The following is a 14,631-nucleotide window of genomic DNA, read 5'->3' as shown; positions in this document are numbered from 1 at the left end:
GCCTAGCCTTGACCCGCAAATCCCGGATGCTGGTCAAAACCCCGAGGCTTTGATGCGTTTTCTGATTTCCTTTGCGCCGCTTTTGCTGTCCGTCATCCTGCTGCAACTCAGTTCGGGCGGCGTGGGGCCACTGGACGCGGTGTCCGGGCTGGTGATTGGATTTACCAAGGCCGAGATCGGGCTACTGGGGTCGGCACATTTCATCGGCTTCTTCGTGGGCTGTTGGTGGGCCCCGCGGCTGATGGGCAGCGTCGGCCATGCCCGCGCCTTCGCCGGGTTCACCGCGATGGGAGCCATCGGCCTTCTGGCGCATATGCTGTGGATCGCGCCCTGGCCCTGGGCGGTCATGCGGATTGCCACAGGCCTCAGCATCGCGGGGGCTTACACGGTGATCGAGGCCTGGCTGAACGCCCGCATCACCAATGAAACACGCGGTCGTGCAATGGGGGGCTATCGCCTGGTCGATCTGGGCGGGTCGCTGGCCGCCCAGCTTCTGATCGGTGTGTTGGAGCCGGCCCATTACGTGTCCTACAACGTACTGGCGCTGACCTGCTGCGCGGCGATCCTACCGCTTGCACTAACCCGCACCCCGCAACCCGACACGCCCCTGGCCCCGCGCCTGCGGCCAGCACTGGCTTGGACATGCTCGCCGCTTGCGGTGGCGGGCGTGATCGTGGCGGGGATCACCTCGGCGGCATTTCGGATGGTCGGTCCGGTGTACGGCCAAGAGGTCGGACTGGCCACCGGGCAATTGGCCTGGTTCTTGGCCAGTTTCGTGCTGGGCGGGGCACTGGCGCAACTGCCGGTGGGTTGGCTGGCAGACCGATACGACCGCCGCTGGGTTCTGATCTGGCTGTCCGCCGCCGCGATCGCAAGCTGCGCCATCACCGTTATGGCGTCGGGCATGGGACAGGGCGTGGCCTTCCTGACGGCTGGGTTCTTTGGCTTCACCACCTTCCCGATCTTCTCGATTTCGGCGGCGCATGCCAATGACTTTGCCACCAGCGAACAACGGGTCGAGCTGTCTGCGGCACTGATGTTCTTCTATGCGGTCGGGGCCATCGCCTCGCCCTTGATGGCATCCGGGCTGATCGAACGCTTCGGACCACCGGCGCTGTTTGCCTTCATTGCGGTGGGTCACCTTGGTCTGATCGTCTTCGGGGTTGCCCGCAGCCGCCAGCGCCCCACCCGCGAGGTTCGCACGCCATACACCTATACGCCGCGCACATCATTTTCGATGGGGCGGCTGTTGGGCAAGATGCGGGATCGCGGCTGAGGCGGCCCCCTGTGACGATCTGCCCGCGACCCTCTGGCATTGGCGTGGGGCTTGGCGTATACGGCCCGAAAACCGCAAGCAAACCGCAGAACCGGAGCACACATGAACCGCGTCCTTATCACCTCGGCTATTCCCTACATCAACGGGATCAAGCACCTTGGCAATCTGGTCGGCTCGCAACTGCCCGCCGATCTTTATGCACGCTACAACCGTGGCCGGGGTCGCGAGGTCATGTTCATCTGCGCCACTGACGAACACGGCACACCCGCCGAACTGGCCGCCGCAAAAGCTGGCAAGCCTGTGGCTGAGTTCTGCGCCGAAATGCACGCGGTGCAATCAGAGATCGCGGATGGGTTCCGCCTGTCGTTTGACAATTTCGGACGCTCGTCGTCCGCGCGGAACCACAAGCTGACCCAGCATTTCGCGGGCAAGCTGGCCGAAAACGGGCTGATCGAAGAGGTCAGCGAAAAGCAGGTCTATTCCAATGCCGATGGGCGGTTCCTGCCGGATCGCTATATCGAGGGCGAATGCCCCAACTGCGGTTACGACGGCGCGCGCGGCGACCAGTGTGAAAACTGCACCAAGCAGCTCGATCCCACAGATCTGATCAATCCGCGCTCGGCGATTTCCGGGTCGACCGATCTGGAAGTGCGCGAGACCAAACATTTGTATCTGCGCCAGTCCAAACTGAAGGACAAGCTGGACGCGTGGATCGACACCAAGACCGATTGGCCCGTCTTGACCACGTCCATCGCCAAGAAATGGCTGCATGATGGTGACGGTCTGCAAGATCGGGGTATCACCCGCGACCTGGACTGGGGTGTGCCGGTCAAGAAGGGCGATGAAGACTGGCCGGGCATGGAAGGCAAGGTGTTCTATGTCTGGTTTGACGCGCCGATTGAATATATCGCCGCCACCGCCGAGCTTGCCGACAAGCTGGGGGAAGGCGACGATTTCTGGCACCGCTGGTGGCGCACCGACAAGGGCGCGGATGACGTGCGTTACGTGCAGTTCATGGGCAAGGACAACGTGCCGTTCCACACACTCAGCTTCCCCGCGACCATCATGGGGTCGGGCGAGCCGTGGAAACTGGTCGATTACATCAAATCGTTTAACTATCTGAACTATGATGGCGGGCAGTTCTCGACCTCGAAGGGGCGCGGCGTGTTCATGGATCAGGCGCTGTCGATTCTGCCCGCGGATTACTGGCGCTGGTGGCTGCTGAGCCACGCGCCGGAAAACTCGGACGCCGAGTTTACGTGGGAGAACTTTCAGGTCAGCATCAACAAAGACCTTGCCGACGTGCTGGGCAATTTCGTCAGCCGCGTGACCAAGTTCTGCCGTTCGAAATTCTCGGAAGCCGTGCCGGAGGGTGGCAGCTATGGCGATCTGGAAAACACGCTGATCGCTGATCTGACCGCCAAGGTCCGCGCATATGAGGCGCATATGGAAGCGATGGATATCCGCAAAGCCGCCCAGGAATTGCGCGGCATCTGGGTTGCGGGCAACGAATATCTGCAAACGGCCGCCCCGTGGACGACCTTCAAGACAGATCCTGATCAGGCGGCGGCGCAAATCCGTCTGGCATTGAACCTGATCCGTCTTTATGCCGTGTTGTCAGCGCCCTTCATCCCCGATGCGGCGGACACAATGCTCAAGGCGATGAACGCGGAGGATGACAGTTGGCCCGACGACGTGCCCGCAGCACTTAGCGCATTGCCCGCCGGGCACAGCTTTAACGTGCCGGAAAACGTGTTTGCCAAGATTTCGGACGAGGATCGGGAAAGCTGGCAGGCCCGCTTTGCTGGTACGCGAGACTGACCGACCCGGCATATTCATACCGGATGTGGCGGGTGCCATGCGCATCCGCACCACATATGGCTTTTCTCTTTCCTTTCCGTCCAAACGGGCTATCTTGACGTTAGCAGAACAATAACCGGGTGTTTTCACCGGAAAGATGGGTATCAAGGGCAGCAACAAAGTGACGATCGCTAAGGGTAAGCCACGGCCGATACGGCTTTCGCTTGGGGACAAGCGGTCCGTGCGCACACAGTTCGGTGCCCTTCCCTATCGAGTGAAAGACGGCAAGGTCGAAGTGCTGCTGATCACAACGCGCGGGTCGGGCCGTTGGATCCTGCCCAAGGGCTGGCCGATGGATGGGGAAACCCCTGCCGGCTCGGCAGCCAAGGAGGCCTTCGAAGAAGCCGGTGTCGAAGGCAAGTTGAGCCACGAGGTGCTGGGCTTTTACTCCTATACGAAATCGCATGAGGGCGAACGCCTGCCCTGTGTCGTCGCGGTATTTCCGCTGAAGGTGCGCAAGCAGCACAAAACCTTCCCCGAACACGGGCAAAGGCGGCGCAAATGGGTGTCGCAGAAGAAAGCTGCCCAACTGGTGTGGGAGCCGGAACTGCGCCGCATCATCCGTGGCTTTGACCCGTCCACGGTCAAGCGCGGCTTGTAAAAACAGCGGCTTCGCCTGCGATGGCTTGCACCCGCCCTTGCGCATCGCCATATATATTCGGTCAGGAAACTTCGGAAAAGACGATGATCCGCTATGCCTTGAAATGCGACCGGAACCATACATTCGAAAGCTGGTTCCAGAACGCCGCAGCCTATGACGGGTTGCGCGCGGCGGGCCATGTTATCTGCCCGGATTGCGGGTCGACCAAGGTGGAAAAAAGCCTGATGGCCCCCAAAGTACGCCCGGCCCGAACCGCGGCCACCTCACCCGGGTCGACAGCCCCTGACAAGCCCACCCCCCTCGCCGCCCCCAATTCCGAGATCGAGGCCGAGATCGCGCGGCTGCGCGCCAAGATCGAAGCCGAAAGCGAATATGTGGGGGGGTCATTTGCCCGCGAAGCGCGCGCCATGCATCTGGGCGATGCACCCGAACGGTCCATCTATGGCGAAGCCAAACTGGCCGACGCGCGCGAATTGCTGGAAGATGGGGTGCCGGTGATGCCCCTGCCGTTTACACCGACGCGCAAGGCAAACTGAACCGCAGGCTGCCTGCCCCGTCACGCGCAGCCTTGCGCTTTTGCGCCCCACGCCCTAAACACGCGCAAACACAGGAAAACGGACGGGATTTGGGGCCAAGATGCCAATTCTGGTGATGAAATTCGGCGGCACTTCGGTCGCCACGCTGGACCGGATTCACCGGGCCTCGAAACGGGTCGCACGCGAAGTGGCGAATGGCTATGACGTGATTGTCATTGTCTCGGCCATGTCCGGGCGGACGAACGAACTGGTGGGCTGGGTCGAAGAAACCTCGCCGCTGTTCGATGCCCGTGAATATGACGCGGTGGTCAGTTCGGGCGAGAACGTGACCGCGGGTCTGATGGCCCTGCGGCTGCAGGAAATGGACGTGCCTGCGCGCAGTTGGCAAGGCTGGCAGGTGCCGGTCAAGACCACGGGCGTTCATTCCGCCGCGCGGATCGAGGAAATCCCAAGCGAAAACATCATGGCGAAGTTCGGCGAAGGCATGCGCGTGGCCGTGGTCGCCGGTTTTCAGGGCATTGCCGATGATGGCCGGATCACGACGCTGGGCCGGGGTGGATCAGACACCACCGCCGTGGCCTTCGCCGCAGCCTTCGGGGCGGAACGCTGCGACATTTATACCGATGTGGACGGGGTTTACACCACCGATCCGCGCATTTCGGACAAGGCGCGCAAGCTGGACCGGATCGCGTTTGAAGAGATGCTGGAGCTTGCCTCGCTGGGGGCCAAGGTGCTGCAAACCCGATCGGTCGAGCTGGCCATGCGCTACAAGGTAAAGCTGCGGGTGCTCTCGAGCTTCGAGGAATACGACCCCAATGCAGGCACTCTGGTCTGCGACGAGGAGGATATCATGGAAAGTAAAGTTGTTGCCGGTGTCGCCTATCAACGCGACGAAGCCAAGATGACGCTGATCTCGGTCGCCGACCGCCCCGGCATCGCCTCGGCGATTTTCACACCTCTGGCCGAAGCGGGCGTGAATGTGGACATGATCGTTCAGAACATCTCGGAAGAGGGTCGCACGGACATGACGTTTTCGTGCCCCGTCGATCAGGTCGCCCGCGCCGAGAAGGCAATGACCGACGCCAAAGCGCGCGGTGACATCAATTTCCACGACATCGTGGCCGACAAGGATGTGGCCAAGATCTCGGTCGTCGGCATCGGGATGCGCAGCCACACAGGCATCGCCGCCAAGATGTTCGACGTGCTGTCAAATGAAGGCATCAACATCAAGGTGATCACCACATCCGAGATCAAGATCTCGGTCCTGATCGACCGCAAATACATGGAACTTGCCGTGCAGGCCCTGCATGATGCGTTCGAGCTGGAAAAAGCGTAACGGTTTACGTTTCGTTGCGCGGTCGCGCCGGGTGGGTGGGCCGTGCGTGTGTGTGTGAGGAAAGTCCGGTTTGAGCCCATACTACCGAATGCTGCGCAGCGCTCGAATGTCTGCTTCTGACGCAAGCGATGCAAGTTGCGAACGGTGGTCTTATCCTTTCTTTACAAATTGTAAGTAGAACCTGTCTCGCACGTACTCGGAGATTCCATGCAACACGGTTTCAGCGATTTTCTCCGGCATGGCGGTGACAGCCAGTACAGAATAGAGCAGCGACATGGTCGTCTGGTTGGCTACCGCGTGGGATTGTCGCTCAAATCCACTTTCCCAAACTATTCCGCTTTACGAGCCGATTTCAGCGAACGCCTCGACAAGGTGACTTCCGAAAACACTTGGATGCTCCTGAACGCGCTGACACCGCCTGACACAGTGCCAACTGTTTCGGTATCCGATTTGCGAGATGTTTCAGACGCCAAAGAGGAAGCCCTCAATGCTAGGGATGCGCGACTTAAGAGCATATTCAGCCAGTATCAAAACCACCCGCAACGGCTTCGACCGCTTCGAACGGCCATGGAAGAACGCCTTTTGCGGGCCTTCGCCGGGCTGATCAACCAGCTTCGGCAGGAAGACCTCGGGATTAAGCATCATATCTGGCGCTCGTAAGATGATGCCAAGGTACGTGATGGCCACGCCGCATATGATGACCGCGTTTTCCGATGGGATAATCCCCCAGAAGGCGGGCATCCCGGCACTGCACACAATTGCCGATGCTATGCCGAACCTGTTTGCCGGGAGTTCAGAGCAATGTGGTGCTCGCCGATTTTGCACCCACGGCAAATGGTGCCCCTGCTCTCGACCTAACTGACGTGATACGTGGCATGCGCGCTCTGACTGGTGTTGGCGCGGCGCTCCTTGCATCTAATGCGTTACTGGATTGGACGGAGGCCATGCGTGATCGGCGTGTGCATGATGCAGGCGCACGACTAGGGGTCGATCTGACAGCTGTCGAAGGCCGTCTGGCCGCGACCGCGTATGCCCTCGTGCAGGAAGGGATCAGTAGCGGCGGGTATCCAGTCTTGCCCAAGAACCCCGAATTTGCGCGCATCGGAGCTGAGGCAGCAGCGCTTTACGAGTTGATGAACCCTGGCACCATTCTCGAAACGGGCGTGGGCGGCGATCCCGCAAAGCAGCGCGCTTTACAGGAATTCATCGAGGCTGCTGGAGCAGCGTTCGCGCGCGGGGATTTACGGTTTCAGGAGGGTGAACTGGCGCAAGGCTGGGTCGAGATCTTCCCCGAATTGACGGAGGATGAGCGCCGTTTAGGAGAGCTCCGAGGTTTCACCCCGGAAAGGATCGAACAATGGTTAGAAAGCTATCCCATTGAAGAGCTGGGCCCGCCGAACAATACCGGCACACCAATTCCCGGTGATCCGACCGACAACGTCATTTCAACCCCGATACCTGACGAAACTGGGCCAAATATTGTTGCAATGGAAAACCCGCATTCGATTGAAAGCATATCCATTCCGGAGGATCGCGCACGGCATATTCTGGACGGAGATGGTCGCAGTGGTGGCCACAGGTTTGGGACCGGAACACCCGGTAAAACTGAATTTCCCGAAAGCTGGTCAGATGATGACATTCTGGACGCAATCAGGGAAGTTGCGGGGAATGGCACGGTGGACCGTCCTGCACATCGTCCAGGTGATCTCGTTATCGTTGGCGAGGTAGACGGAGTGACAATCAAAGTCATCGTCCGACCGAACGGTGAAGTGCGAACAGGATATCCTGTTTCCGGTGACGGCGTTTTAGACAACCTGAGGCGATTCATGAATGACAAAGAAGCAATTGACCTATTAGAAAAGCAACTCGATGCGCTTGAGAAGGCAGAGAAAATCATACCTGGAGATAGAGAATTCTTTGATGTCGGGGAATATGATCTTGCATTGGAAGGTGTGTATGTCGCTCACAAACGACATCCCGGCGTCCTCGATGATGCGGAAGTTCGGGCGCTTGTCGATGATTTCGGAATGGATACGGCCGAGTTTGACCGATAAACATGAACGCGCGATTTGAAAAGCTCATAGAGCAGGCTCAGACGGGCGCTGGCACAGAGTGGCTTTCCGAGGCTGAACTTCTGGAATTCAACGAATATCTTGCTGCGCGCGGTTTTGGCGTCTCGCGCATGGAAGTTGCGCGGGCCAAAGGCGGAACCAAGCCGCCAAATTTCGGCTACGGTGTGACCCCACAACCTTTTCCCGGCGATGATGAACACTGGATGCACCACTTAGACCCCGCTCGCTCTGCCATTTATGTCCGCGAGCAAGTTCAATACGCTAAGGCCGATGGCGCATTGTTCGACTACAAGGTCTGGGCGGAGCAACCCTAGAAACAACGAAGAGCTTGGTCAAAACCACATGGTTTCTGTCCGACCGACCGAAATCAGCCATTGGTGCAGCCGCAGCGAAAGCTCACAAGTCCCGCACTACGGACCTTTCGCCAGCACCGCTTTTCAAGTGCTTACACCGCTTTACCTGAGCACAGGATATCAAGGCCATTCCCGTTTGGAAGTCGCCCATATTCTGCTCCATATGCGCAATTCCCCGCCACCAAACCCAATATCCCCAAAAAGAATGTAAGGAGTTTCTGGAAAACAGATTGCGCAGACATTACGGTAGGGTTCGTCCAAGTGGTTCGCCGCTCTGCCCGATATCGGATGGATCGGCAACACCCGCAGGAACAGGGAAAGGTATGTATGGCAGAAAGCCAGCAAAGTGACAGTCGCAAACTTCTGGTCAAACTGCGTGAAACGCTTGCGTCGGCGTCGCAGGGGCAAGAGCGGCTGGACAGGATCACCTCTCTGATCGCGGAAAGCCTGGGGGTCGAGGTCTGCTCGATCTATCTGTTTCGGGACAGCGAAACTCTGGAACTGTGCGCGACCGAGGGGCTGAGAGCAGAGGCCGTTCACCAAACGCGCCTGCGCGTGGGTGAGGGTCTGGTCGGACGCGTTGCCCGCCGTGGCCGCCCGATCAATACCAAGAATGCCCCGTCTGAGCGCGGGTTCCGCTACATGCCCGAAACGGGCGAGGAAATCTACTCCAGCTTCCTGGGTGTGCCGATCCAGCGTCTGGGCGAAAACCTTGGTGTTCTGGTCATCCAATCCAGGGATGAACGTGAGTATTCGGCCGACGAACTCTACGGGTTGGAAGTCGTCGCGATGGTGCTGGCCGAAATGACCGAGCTGGGCGCCTTTGTCGGCGAAGGCGAGGCCATGGGGGCGCTGCACCAGCGTCCAACCACCTTTACCGGAGGCGTCGGGCAGGAAGGGGCGGCCGAAGGCCATGTCTGGCTGCATGATCCGCGCGTTGTCGTCACCAATCCCGTGGCCGATGACCCCGAGGCGGAAAAGATACGCCTGCATGAAGGAATTGAACAATTACGGGTGTCCGTGGACGAGCTTCTGGCCAACACGCTGACCAAGGACAAGGACCAGATGCAAGTCCTTGAAGCCTATCGGATGTTTGCCAACTCCAAGGGCTGGCTGCGGCGCATGGAAGAGGACATAGATCGCGGCCTGTCCGCCGAAGCCGCAGTTGAAAAAGAACAATCCGCCGCCCGCGCCCGGATGAGCCAGGTGCCCGACGCATACCTGCGCGAGCGTCTGCATGATCTGGACGACCTGTCCAACCGTCTGCTGCGGATCCTGACCGGTCAGGGCAAGGAAACCGGCGCGGAAATGCCCGAAAACCCGATCCTGATCGCCACCAATATCGGGCCAGGCGAGTTGCTGGAATACGGGCGCGGATTGCGCGGGATCGTGCTGGAAGAAGGCTCGATCGCCAGCCATGCCGCGATTGTGGCCCGCGCACTGGCCATCCCGCTGATCGTGCAGGCCGGTCGCATCTCGACCGAGGCGCTGAATGGCGATCACATTCTGGTCGATGGCGAACACGGCATTGTGCATCTGCGACCGGAGGAAACCATCGTCAACGCCTTCCGCGACAAGATGGCGATGGAGGCCGCGCAACAGGAACGCTATCGCAGCCTGCGGGACAAGCCGGCCATGGGCCTGTGTGGCACCGAGGTAAAGCTGCATATGAACGCGGGGCTGATGGCCGACCTGCCCTCGCTTGAAAACTCAGGTGCGGCCGGGGTGGGCCTGTTCCGGACCGAGCTTCAGTTCCTGACCGTTGATCGCGTGCCACGGCGCGGAGATCTGGCGGCCACCTATGCCCGTGTGTTGGATGCCGCAAAGGGCAAGAAAGTAGTGTTTCGCACGCTGGATATCGGGTCAGACAAGGTGCTGCCCTACATGAACCCTCTAGACGAGCCGAACCCGGCACTGGGGTGGCGTGCGATCCGGGTCGGGCTGGACAAGCCCGGCGTCATGCGAATGCAGTTGCAGGCGTTGATCCGGGCGGCCGCCGGTCGCGATCTCAGCGTGATGTTCCCGTTCATCGCCCAGACCGACGAGTTTCGGGATGCCCGTGAAATGGTGCTGGCCGAATTGGAGCGCGAACGCGCTCTGGGCCATATTCTGCCCGAGAAAACCGAGATTGGCGCGATGCTGGAAACCCCGTCCATGGTGTTTGCGCCGCAGCATTTTTATGAGTTGGCGGATTTCATTTCGATCGGTGGCAACGATCTGAAACAGTTTTTCTTTGCCGCCGACCGCGAAAATGAACGTGTGCGGCGGCGCTATGACACTTTGAACGTGTCATTTCTGAACCTGATCGAAGAAATCGTGACGCGCTGCGACGCCGCCCGAACGCCGCTTAGCTTTTGCGGCGAAGATGCGGGTCGCCCCATCGAAGCGGTCTGCTTTGCGGCGCTTGGCGTGCGTCATCTGTCCATGCGGCCAGCGTCGATTGGACCGGTCAAGCATTTGATACGGCGTACAAATATTCTGGAACTGCGCGATGTCATCGACGAAGCACGGCTGTCCGGTGCCCAGTCGGTTCGCCCTGCTGTGCTGGAAATGCTGACCCGCAGAAAACCCGCGCAATCGTCGGTCGCCGTGTAGGGATTGATGAAAATTTTCGGCAGTTATCACTTTGTTCACCAGTTTGGAACAAAACTGGAACGAAACAAGGAGACCCCTCATGCCGATCAGTTTCATCATCACCGGAATCTTCACGGGAACCGCAGCCGCCGCGCTGGCCCTCAGCTTTGACATCGGCGCTATCTGGGCGTTTCTGTCCTATGCCCTGTCCGGCGCCCTCGCCATTCTGGGCGCTGCGGCGATTACGTCGATCCGACACAATTTCTGGCCGCGCAAGGGCTGGCATGACCGGCTGAGCCAGATGGCCAGCCAGTCGGGCGGTGCGCCGCAGGTCGGCCTGTTCGGGGGCGTCAAGCGGGGGCGTCAGGTGCGGATGTAACCCGTGAGACCTTGCCGGTGACACCCTCCCATCCGCCATCCTGAAGCCGATAGGCCAACACGCGGTCCGGGTTGGTGGGTGGCGGCATTTCCACACCATCCAGTCTGGAAAACCCAAAGCGCGCATAATACGGGGCATCACCCACCAGCATCACCCGCTGCCCGCCCAGATCCTGCGCCACCAACAGGCTTTCGCGGATCAGGTGCCCCCCAAGTCCTTCACCCTGCCGGGTAGGGTGGACGGCAACGGGGCCAAGCAACAGCGCGTCATGTGACCCATACTTGCCGCAGATCACGACCGGCCAATACCGGATCGCCCCGGCCATGATCCCGGCATCGTCCCGCGCGACCAGTGACAGGCGCGCCACCGGGTCGACGCCATCGCGCAATCGATACGAAGACAGGGCCTCGCGCCCCGGCGCAAAGCACAGATCGTAAAGCGCTTCGACCTCCCACCAGTCCTTGTCGGTTTCTTGTGTCAGGTGATACACCTGCCGCCCCTCGCCATTTGCCGTTCTTTGCTGCTATCACGTCAACACGCAGAAAAGAAAGGGAGAAGCAGGTGTTCTATGAACCGAAAAACGGGCACCGGCTGCCCCATAATCCGTTCAACGCGCTGATCGTCCCGCGCCCCATCGCGTGGATTTCAACGCGGGGGTCTGACGGGACGGACAACCTTGCGCCCTATTCTTTTTTCAACGGCGCCGCCTATGACCCGCCACAGGTGATGTTTGCCTCGACCTCAGGCAAGGGTGATCGCGAACTGGGCAAGGACACGTTGGACAACATCAACGCCACCGGGGTGTTCTGCATTCACATGGTCGGGGACACGCTGACGGATGCGATGAACCTTACCTCGGGCAGCTATCCCCGCGATGTGGACGAAATTGCCTTGGCAGATCTGGAGCGAGTGGAGTGCAATACCATCGCCGCCGCGCGCCTGCCCGCCGCCCCGGCCGCGCTTGAATGCAAGCTGACCCAGATAACCCGCCTGCCCGGCGACGAGAATCTTGTCTGCTTTGGCGAGGTGACGGGCATCCACATGCGCGATGACTGCATGGTTGACGGCGTGTTTGACATCACCCTCGCCCGCCCCTTGGCGCGGCTGGGCTATCGTGATTACACGATCGTCACCAACAAATTCACCCTGAACCGACCGGGTGAATAGACGCGGGGCCATCCGCCTGCTAATCTGGCTTCGCAACCATGGAGGGTGACATGAACAATTCGGCCTGATGTCTTCAATGCTGTTATTTCAGGAGGTCACATGCCGTTTTCCATGCCCGACGCCGCGCGCGTCCACCCCGTCACCCTGCCCGATGGTTCGATCCACGAAGGCACGGTGTTCCTGTCCAACGTCATAGATCAGCCCAATATCGACGCGGGCGACTATACCTATGCTTCGGATTTCGATCCTCCGCCCGCCGAAGGCTGGGCCGCGCGGCTTGCGCCCTATCATTTCCCGATGTCCGAGGGGCAGTTGATCATCGGCAAATTCTGTCAGATCGCCCATGGTGTGCGGTTCATCACCGCCGCAGCAAACCATGAGTTTGCCGGGCTGACCAGCTTTCCTTTCGGCATCTTCGCCCTGAATCAAGAGGTCATGGGCCAACCCGACAGTCGCGACACGATGATTGGTCACGATGTCTGGCTGGGCTTTGGCGCGATTGTCTGCCCCGGCGTAACCATCGGGAATGGCGCGATTATCGGCGCAGGCGCGGTGGTGCGTTCGGACGTGCCGGATTACGCCATCGTCGTGGGCAACCCGGCGCAGGTGGTCAAGATGCGCCTGCCGCCCGACGACATTGCGCGGATGAACCGGCTGGCCTGGTGGGACTGGCCGGTCGACCTGATCGCCCGCGCGCGGGTTGCGCTGGAAACGGGCGATCTGGATGGGTTGGAGGCGTTGGCCCCCGGCGCCTAGTGGCTGCCCAGGATCCCCGTGCGAACGGAGTAATCGGCCGCGACCTCGTAATCGGGGTCGTCGTCACTGTCGACCATCAGGTGGCCGGCTTTGGTCAGCAACCGGTGGCAATCGCGGCTCAGATGACGCAATTGGACTTTCTTTCCAACAGCCTCGTATTTGGAGGCAACGGCTTCGATCGCTTGCAAGGCCGATTGGTCGACCACGCGCGAGCGGGCAAACTCGATGATCACCAGATCGGGGTCGTTCTTCACGTCAAACAGTTCGACAAACCCGTCGGTCGAGCCAAAGAACAACGGACCTTCGACGTCATAGACCTTGGCCCCGTTTTCTTCGCGCGTGACCGCGTGAATGCGCGCCGCCGCGTTCCACGCATAGGCCAGCGCCGAGACGATCACGCCCACGACAACCGCAACCGCAAGGTCTTCGTAAACCGTCACGGCCGTGACCAGCAGGATGACGAACGCGTCGGTCTTGGGCACCCGGCGCAGGATGGTCAGCGAGTTCCAGGCAAACGTGCCGATCACGACCATGAACATGACACCGACAAGGGCCGCGAGCGGGATCATCTCGATCCACGACGAGGCTACGACGATGAACAGAAGCAGAAACAGCGCCGCCGCGATCCCCGCAATCCGTGTGCGTCCGCCGGATTTCACGTTGATCATCGACTGCCCGATCATCGCGCAGCCCCCCATGCCACCGAAGAACCCGGTGACGACATTGGCCGTGCCCTGCGCGATACATTCCTGCGAGGCACCGCCACGATGACCGGTCATCTCGCCCACGAGGTTCAGCGTCAGCAGGCTTTCGATCAGGCCGATGGCCGCCAGAATGATCGCATAGGGCAGGATGATCCACAAGGTCTCAAGCGTGAAAGGGGCCATCATTGCGGGGGGGTAAATCCCTTCACCCGTGCCGAAGGGGTTGTGGAAACTGGGCAGCCCGCCTTTGATCGAGGCCAGGTCCCCCACCGTGGGCACGTCGATGCCAAAGGCAATGACAATGCCCGCGACAATCCCGATTCCGGCCAGAGGGGCCGGAATGATCCGGGTCAGTTTGGGCATCCCCCAGATGATCAGCATCGTCAGCCCCACAAGGCCCAACATGCTGTAAAGCGGCAGGCCGGACAGCCATTGATCCGTATTGTCCGGGTTCTTGAACTGTGTCAGCTGCGCCAGGAAAATCACGATTGCCAGCCCATTCACGAAGCCCAGCATCACCGGATGCGGCACCAGCCGGATGAACTTGCCCCAATGCATCACGCCCGCGAACACCTGCAAAAGCCCCATCAGGATCACGGTCGCAAACAGATATTCGACGCCGTGCTTGGCCACCAGTGACACCATGACCACCGCCAGCGCCCCCGTCGCACCCGAGATCATGCCGGGCCGCCCCCCGATCACCGCCGTGATCAGACCGACCATGAACGCCGCATAAAGGCCAACCAGCGGGTGAACCCCGGCCACGAACGCAAACGCCACGGCTTCGGGCACCAACGCAAGGGCGACGGTCAGACCGGACAGAATTTCGATCTTCAGCCGGTTCGGCGTCAGCTCTTCCGATTGCGACAGGCGCAGATCAGGGCGTTCGATACGGGCGGCATAGCGTGCCAGAAGGGCTCGGGGCATGGGGTCACCTTGCAGGAGGGGTTGTTCGCGATGGGGGTGTCTAACGGGTATCCGCGCGGAATGAAAGAAGCATGCGACATGGTTCACCCC

At 60.2% G+C, this 14,631-nt stretch carries 14 protein-coding genes; 12 read left to right on the top strand and 2 right to left on the bottom strand.

Features of this window, described 5'->3' with window-relative positions:
- Nucleotides 1–52 precede the first annotated feature (52 nt).
- The 10 genes from MUY21_RS11235 to MUY21_RS11190 all read left to right on the top strand — a co-directional run bounded on the left by MUY21_RS11235 (nucleotide 53) and on the right by MUY21_RS11190 (nucleotide 10,987).
- On the top strand, nucleotides 53–1,276 hold the full coding sequence (locus MUY21_RS11235; RefSeq protein WP_248410475.1) for an MFS transporter: 1,224 nt from the start codon (nucleotides 53–55) through the stop codon (nucleotides 1,274–1,276).
- Between the two features lie 102 nt (nucleotides 1,277–1,378).
- Nucleotides 1,379–3,097 carry a methionine--tRNA ligase gene (metG, locus tag MUY21_RS11230; protein ID WP_248410474.1) on the top strand — a complete coding sequence of 573 codons (1,719 nt, stop codon included), beginning with the start codon at nucleotides 1,379–1,381 and terminating at the stop codon, nucleotides 3,095–3,097.
- Nucleotides 3,098–3,317: 220 nt separating this feature from the next.
- Entirely contained in the window at nucleotides 3,318–3,737 is a 420-nt protein-coding gene (locus MUY21_RS11225) for an NUDIX hydrolase (RefSeq protein ID WP_248410473.1), read from the top strand.
- A gap of 83 nt (nucleotides 3,738–3,820) precedes the next feature.
- A complete protein-coding gene (locus MUY21_RS11220; protein ID WP_248410472.1) occupies nucleotides 3,821–4,273 on the top strand; it encodes a DUF1178 family protein in 453 nt (150 codons plus the stop codon).
- Between the two features lie 100 nt (nucleotides 4,274–4,373).
- Entirely contained in the window at nucleotides 4,374–5,609 is a 1,236-nt protein-coding gene (locus tag MUY21_RS11215; protein ID WP_248410471.1) for an aspartate kinase, read from the top strand.
- Nucleotides 5,610–5,816: 207 nt separating this feature from the next.
- Nucleotides 5,817–6,269, top strand: a complete 453-nt coding sequence (locus MUY21_RS11210; RefSeq protein WP_248410470.1) for a hypothetical protein — start codon at nucleotides 5,817–5,819, stop codon at nucleotides 6,267–6,269.
- A 215-nt stretch (nucleotides 6,270–6,484) separates the two neighbouring features.
- Nucleotides 6,485–7,663, top strand: a complete 1,179-nt coding sequence (locus tag MUY21_RS11205; protein WP_248410469.1) for an EndoU domain-containing protein — start codon at nucleotides 6,485–6,487, stop codon at nucleotides 7,661–7,663.
- A gap of 2 nt (nucleotides 7,664–7,665) precedes the next feature.
- Nucleotides 7,666–7,995, top strand: coding sequence for a hypothetical protein (locus tag MUY21_RS11200; protein WP_248410468.1), 330 nt, complete (start codon nucleotides 7,666–7,668; stop codon nucleotides 7,993–7,995).
- A 366-nt stretch (nucleotides 7,996–8,361) separates the two neighbouring features.
- On the top strand, nucleotides 8,362–10,629 hold the full coding sequence (gene ptsP, locus MUY21_RS11195; RefSeq protein ID WP_248410467.1) for a phosphoenolpyruvate--protein phosphotransferase: 2,268 nt from the start codon (nucleotides 8,362–8,364) through the stop codon (nucleotides 10,627–10,629).
- Between the two features lie 79 nt (nucleotides 10,630–10,708).
- Nucleotides 10,709–10,987, top strand: coding sequence for a hypothetical protein (locus MUY21_RS11190; RefSeq protein ID WP_248410466.1), 279 nt, complete (start codon nucleotides 10,709–10,711; stop codon nucleotides 10,985–10,987).
- Here MUY21_RS11190 and MUY21_RS11185 read toward each other — a convergent pair.
- The gene (locus MUY21_RS11185) at nucleotides 10,959–11,477 is read right to left on the bottom strand and encodes an N-acetyltransferase (RefSeq protein WP_248410465.1); all 519 of its coding nucleotides are present in this window, start codon (nucleotides 11,475–11,477) and stop codon (nucleotides 10,959–10,961) included. The two genes, MUY21_RS11190 and MUY21_RS11185, sit on opposite strands and share 29 nt — an antisense overlap.
- Before the next feature lie 71 nt (nucleotides 11,478–11,548).
- Between MUY21_RS11185 and MUY21_RS11180 the strand changes: the two genes are divergently transcribed.
- Both MUY21_RS11180 and MUY21_RS11175 read left to right on the top strand, forming a co-directional pair.
- The gene (locus MUY21_RS11180) at nucleotides 11,549–12,154 is read left to right on the top strand and encodes a flavin reductase family protein (protein WP_248410464.1); all 606 of its coding nucleotides are present in this window, start codon (nucleotides 11,549–11,551) and stop codon (nucleotides 12,152–12,154) included.
- 99 nt (nucleotides 12,155–12,253) lie between these two features.
- The gene (locus MUY21_RS11175) at nucleotides 12,254–12,910 is read left to right on the top strand and encodes a CatB-related O-acetyltransferase (RefSeq protein WP_248410463.1); all 657 of its coding nucleotides are present in this window, start codon (nucleotides 12,254–12,256) and stop codon (nucleotides 12,908–12,910) included.
- Here the strand turns inward: MUY21_RS11175 and MUY21_RS11170 are convergent.
- The gene (locus MUY21_RS11170; RefSeq protein WP_248410462.1) at nucleotides 12,907–14,541 is read right to left on the bottom strand and encodes a SulP family inorganic anion transporter; all 1,635 of its coding nucleotides are present in this window, start codon (nucleotides 14,539–14,541) and stop codon (nucleotides 12,907–12,909) included. The genes MUY21_RS11175 and MUY21_RS11170 overlap by 4 nt on opposite strands.
- Nucleotides 14,542–14,631 lie beyond the last annotated feature (90 nt).

Source organism: Aliiroseovarius sp. S2029, from assembly GCF_023195575.1.
Lineage (GTDB): Bacteria > Pseudomonadota > Alphaproteobacteria > Rhodobacterales > Rhodobacteraceae > Aliiroseovarius > Aliiroseovarius zhejiangensis.
The sequence above is the reverse complement of the archived record's forward strand: the minus strand, read 5'-3'. Positions and strand labels throughout refer to the sequence as shown.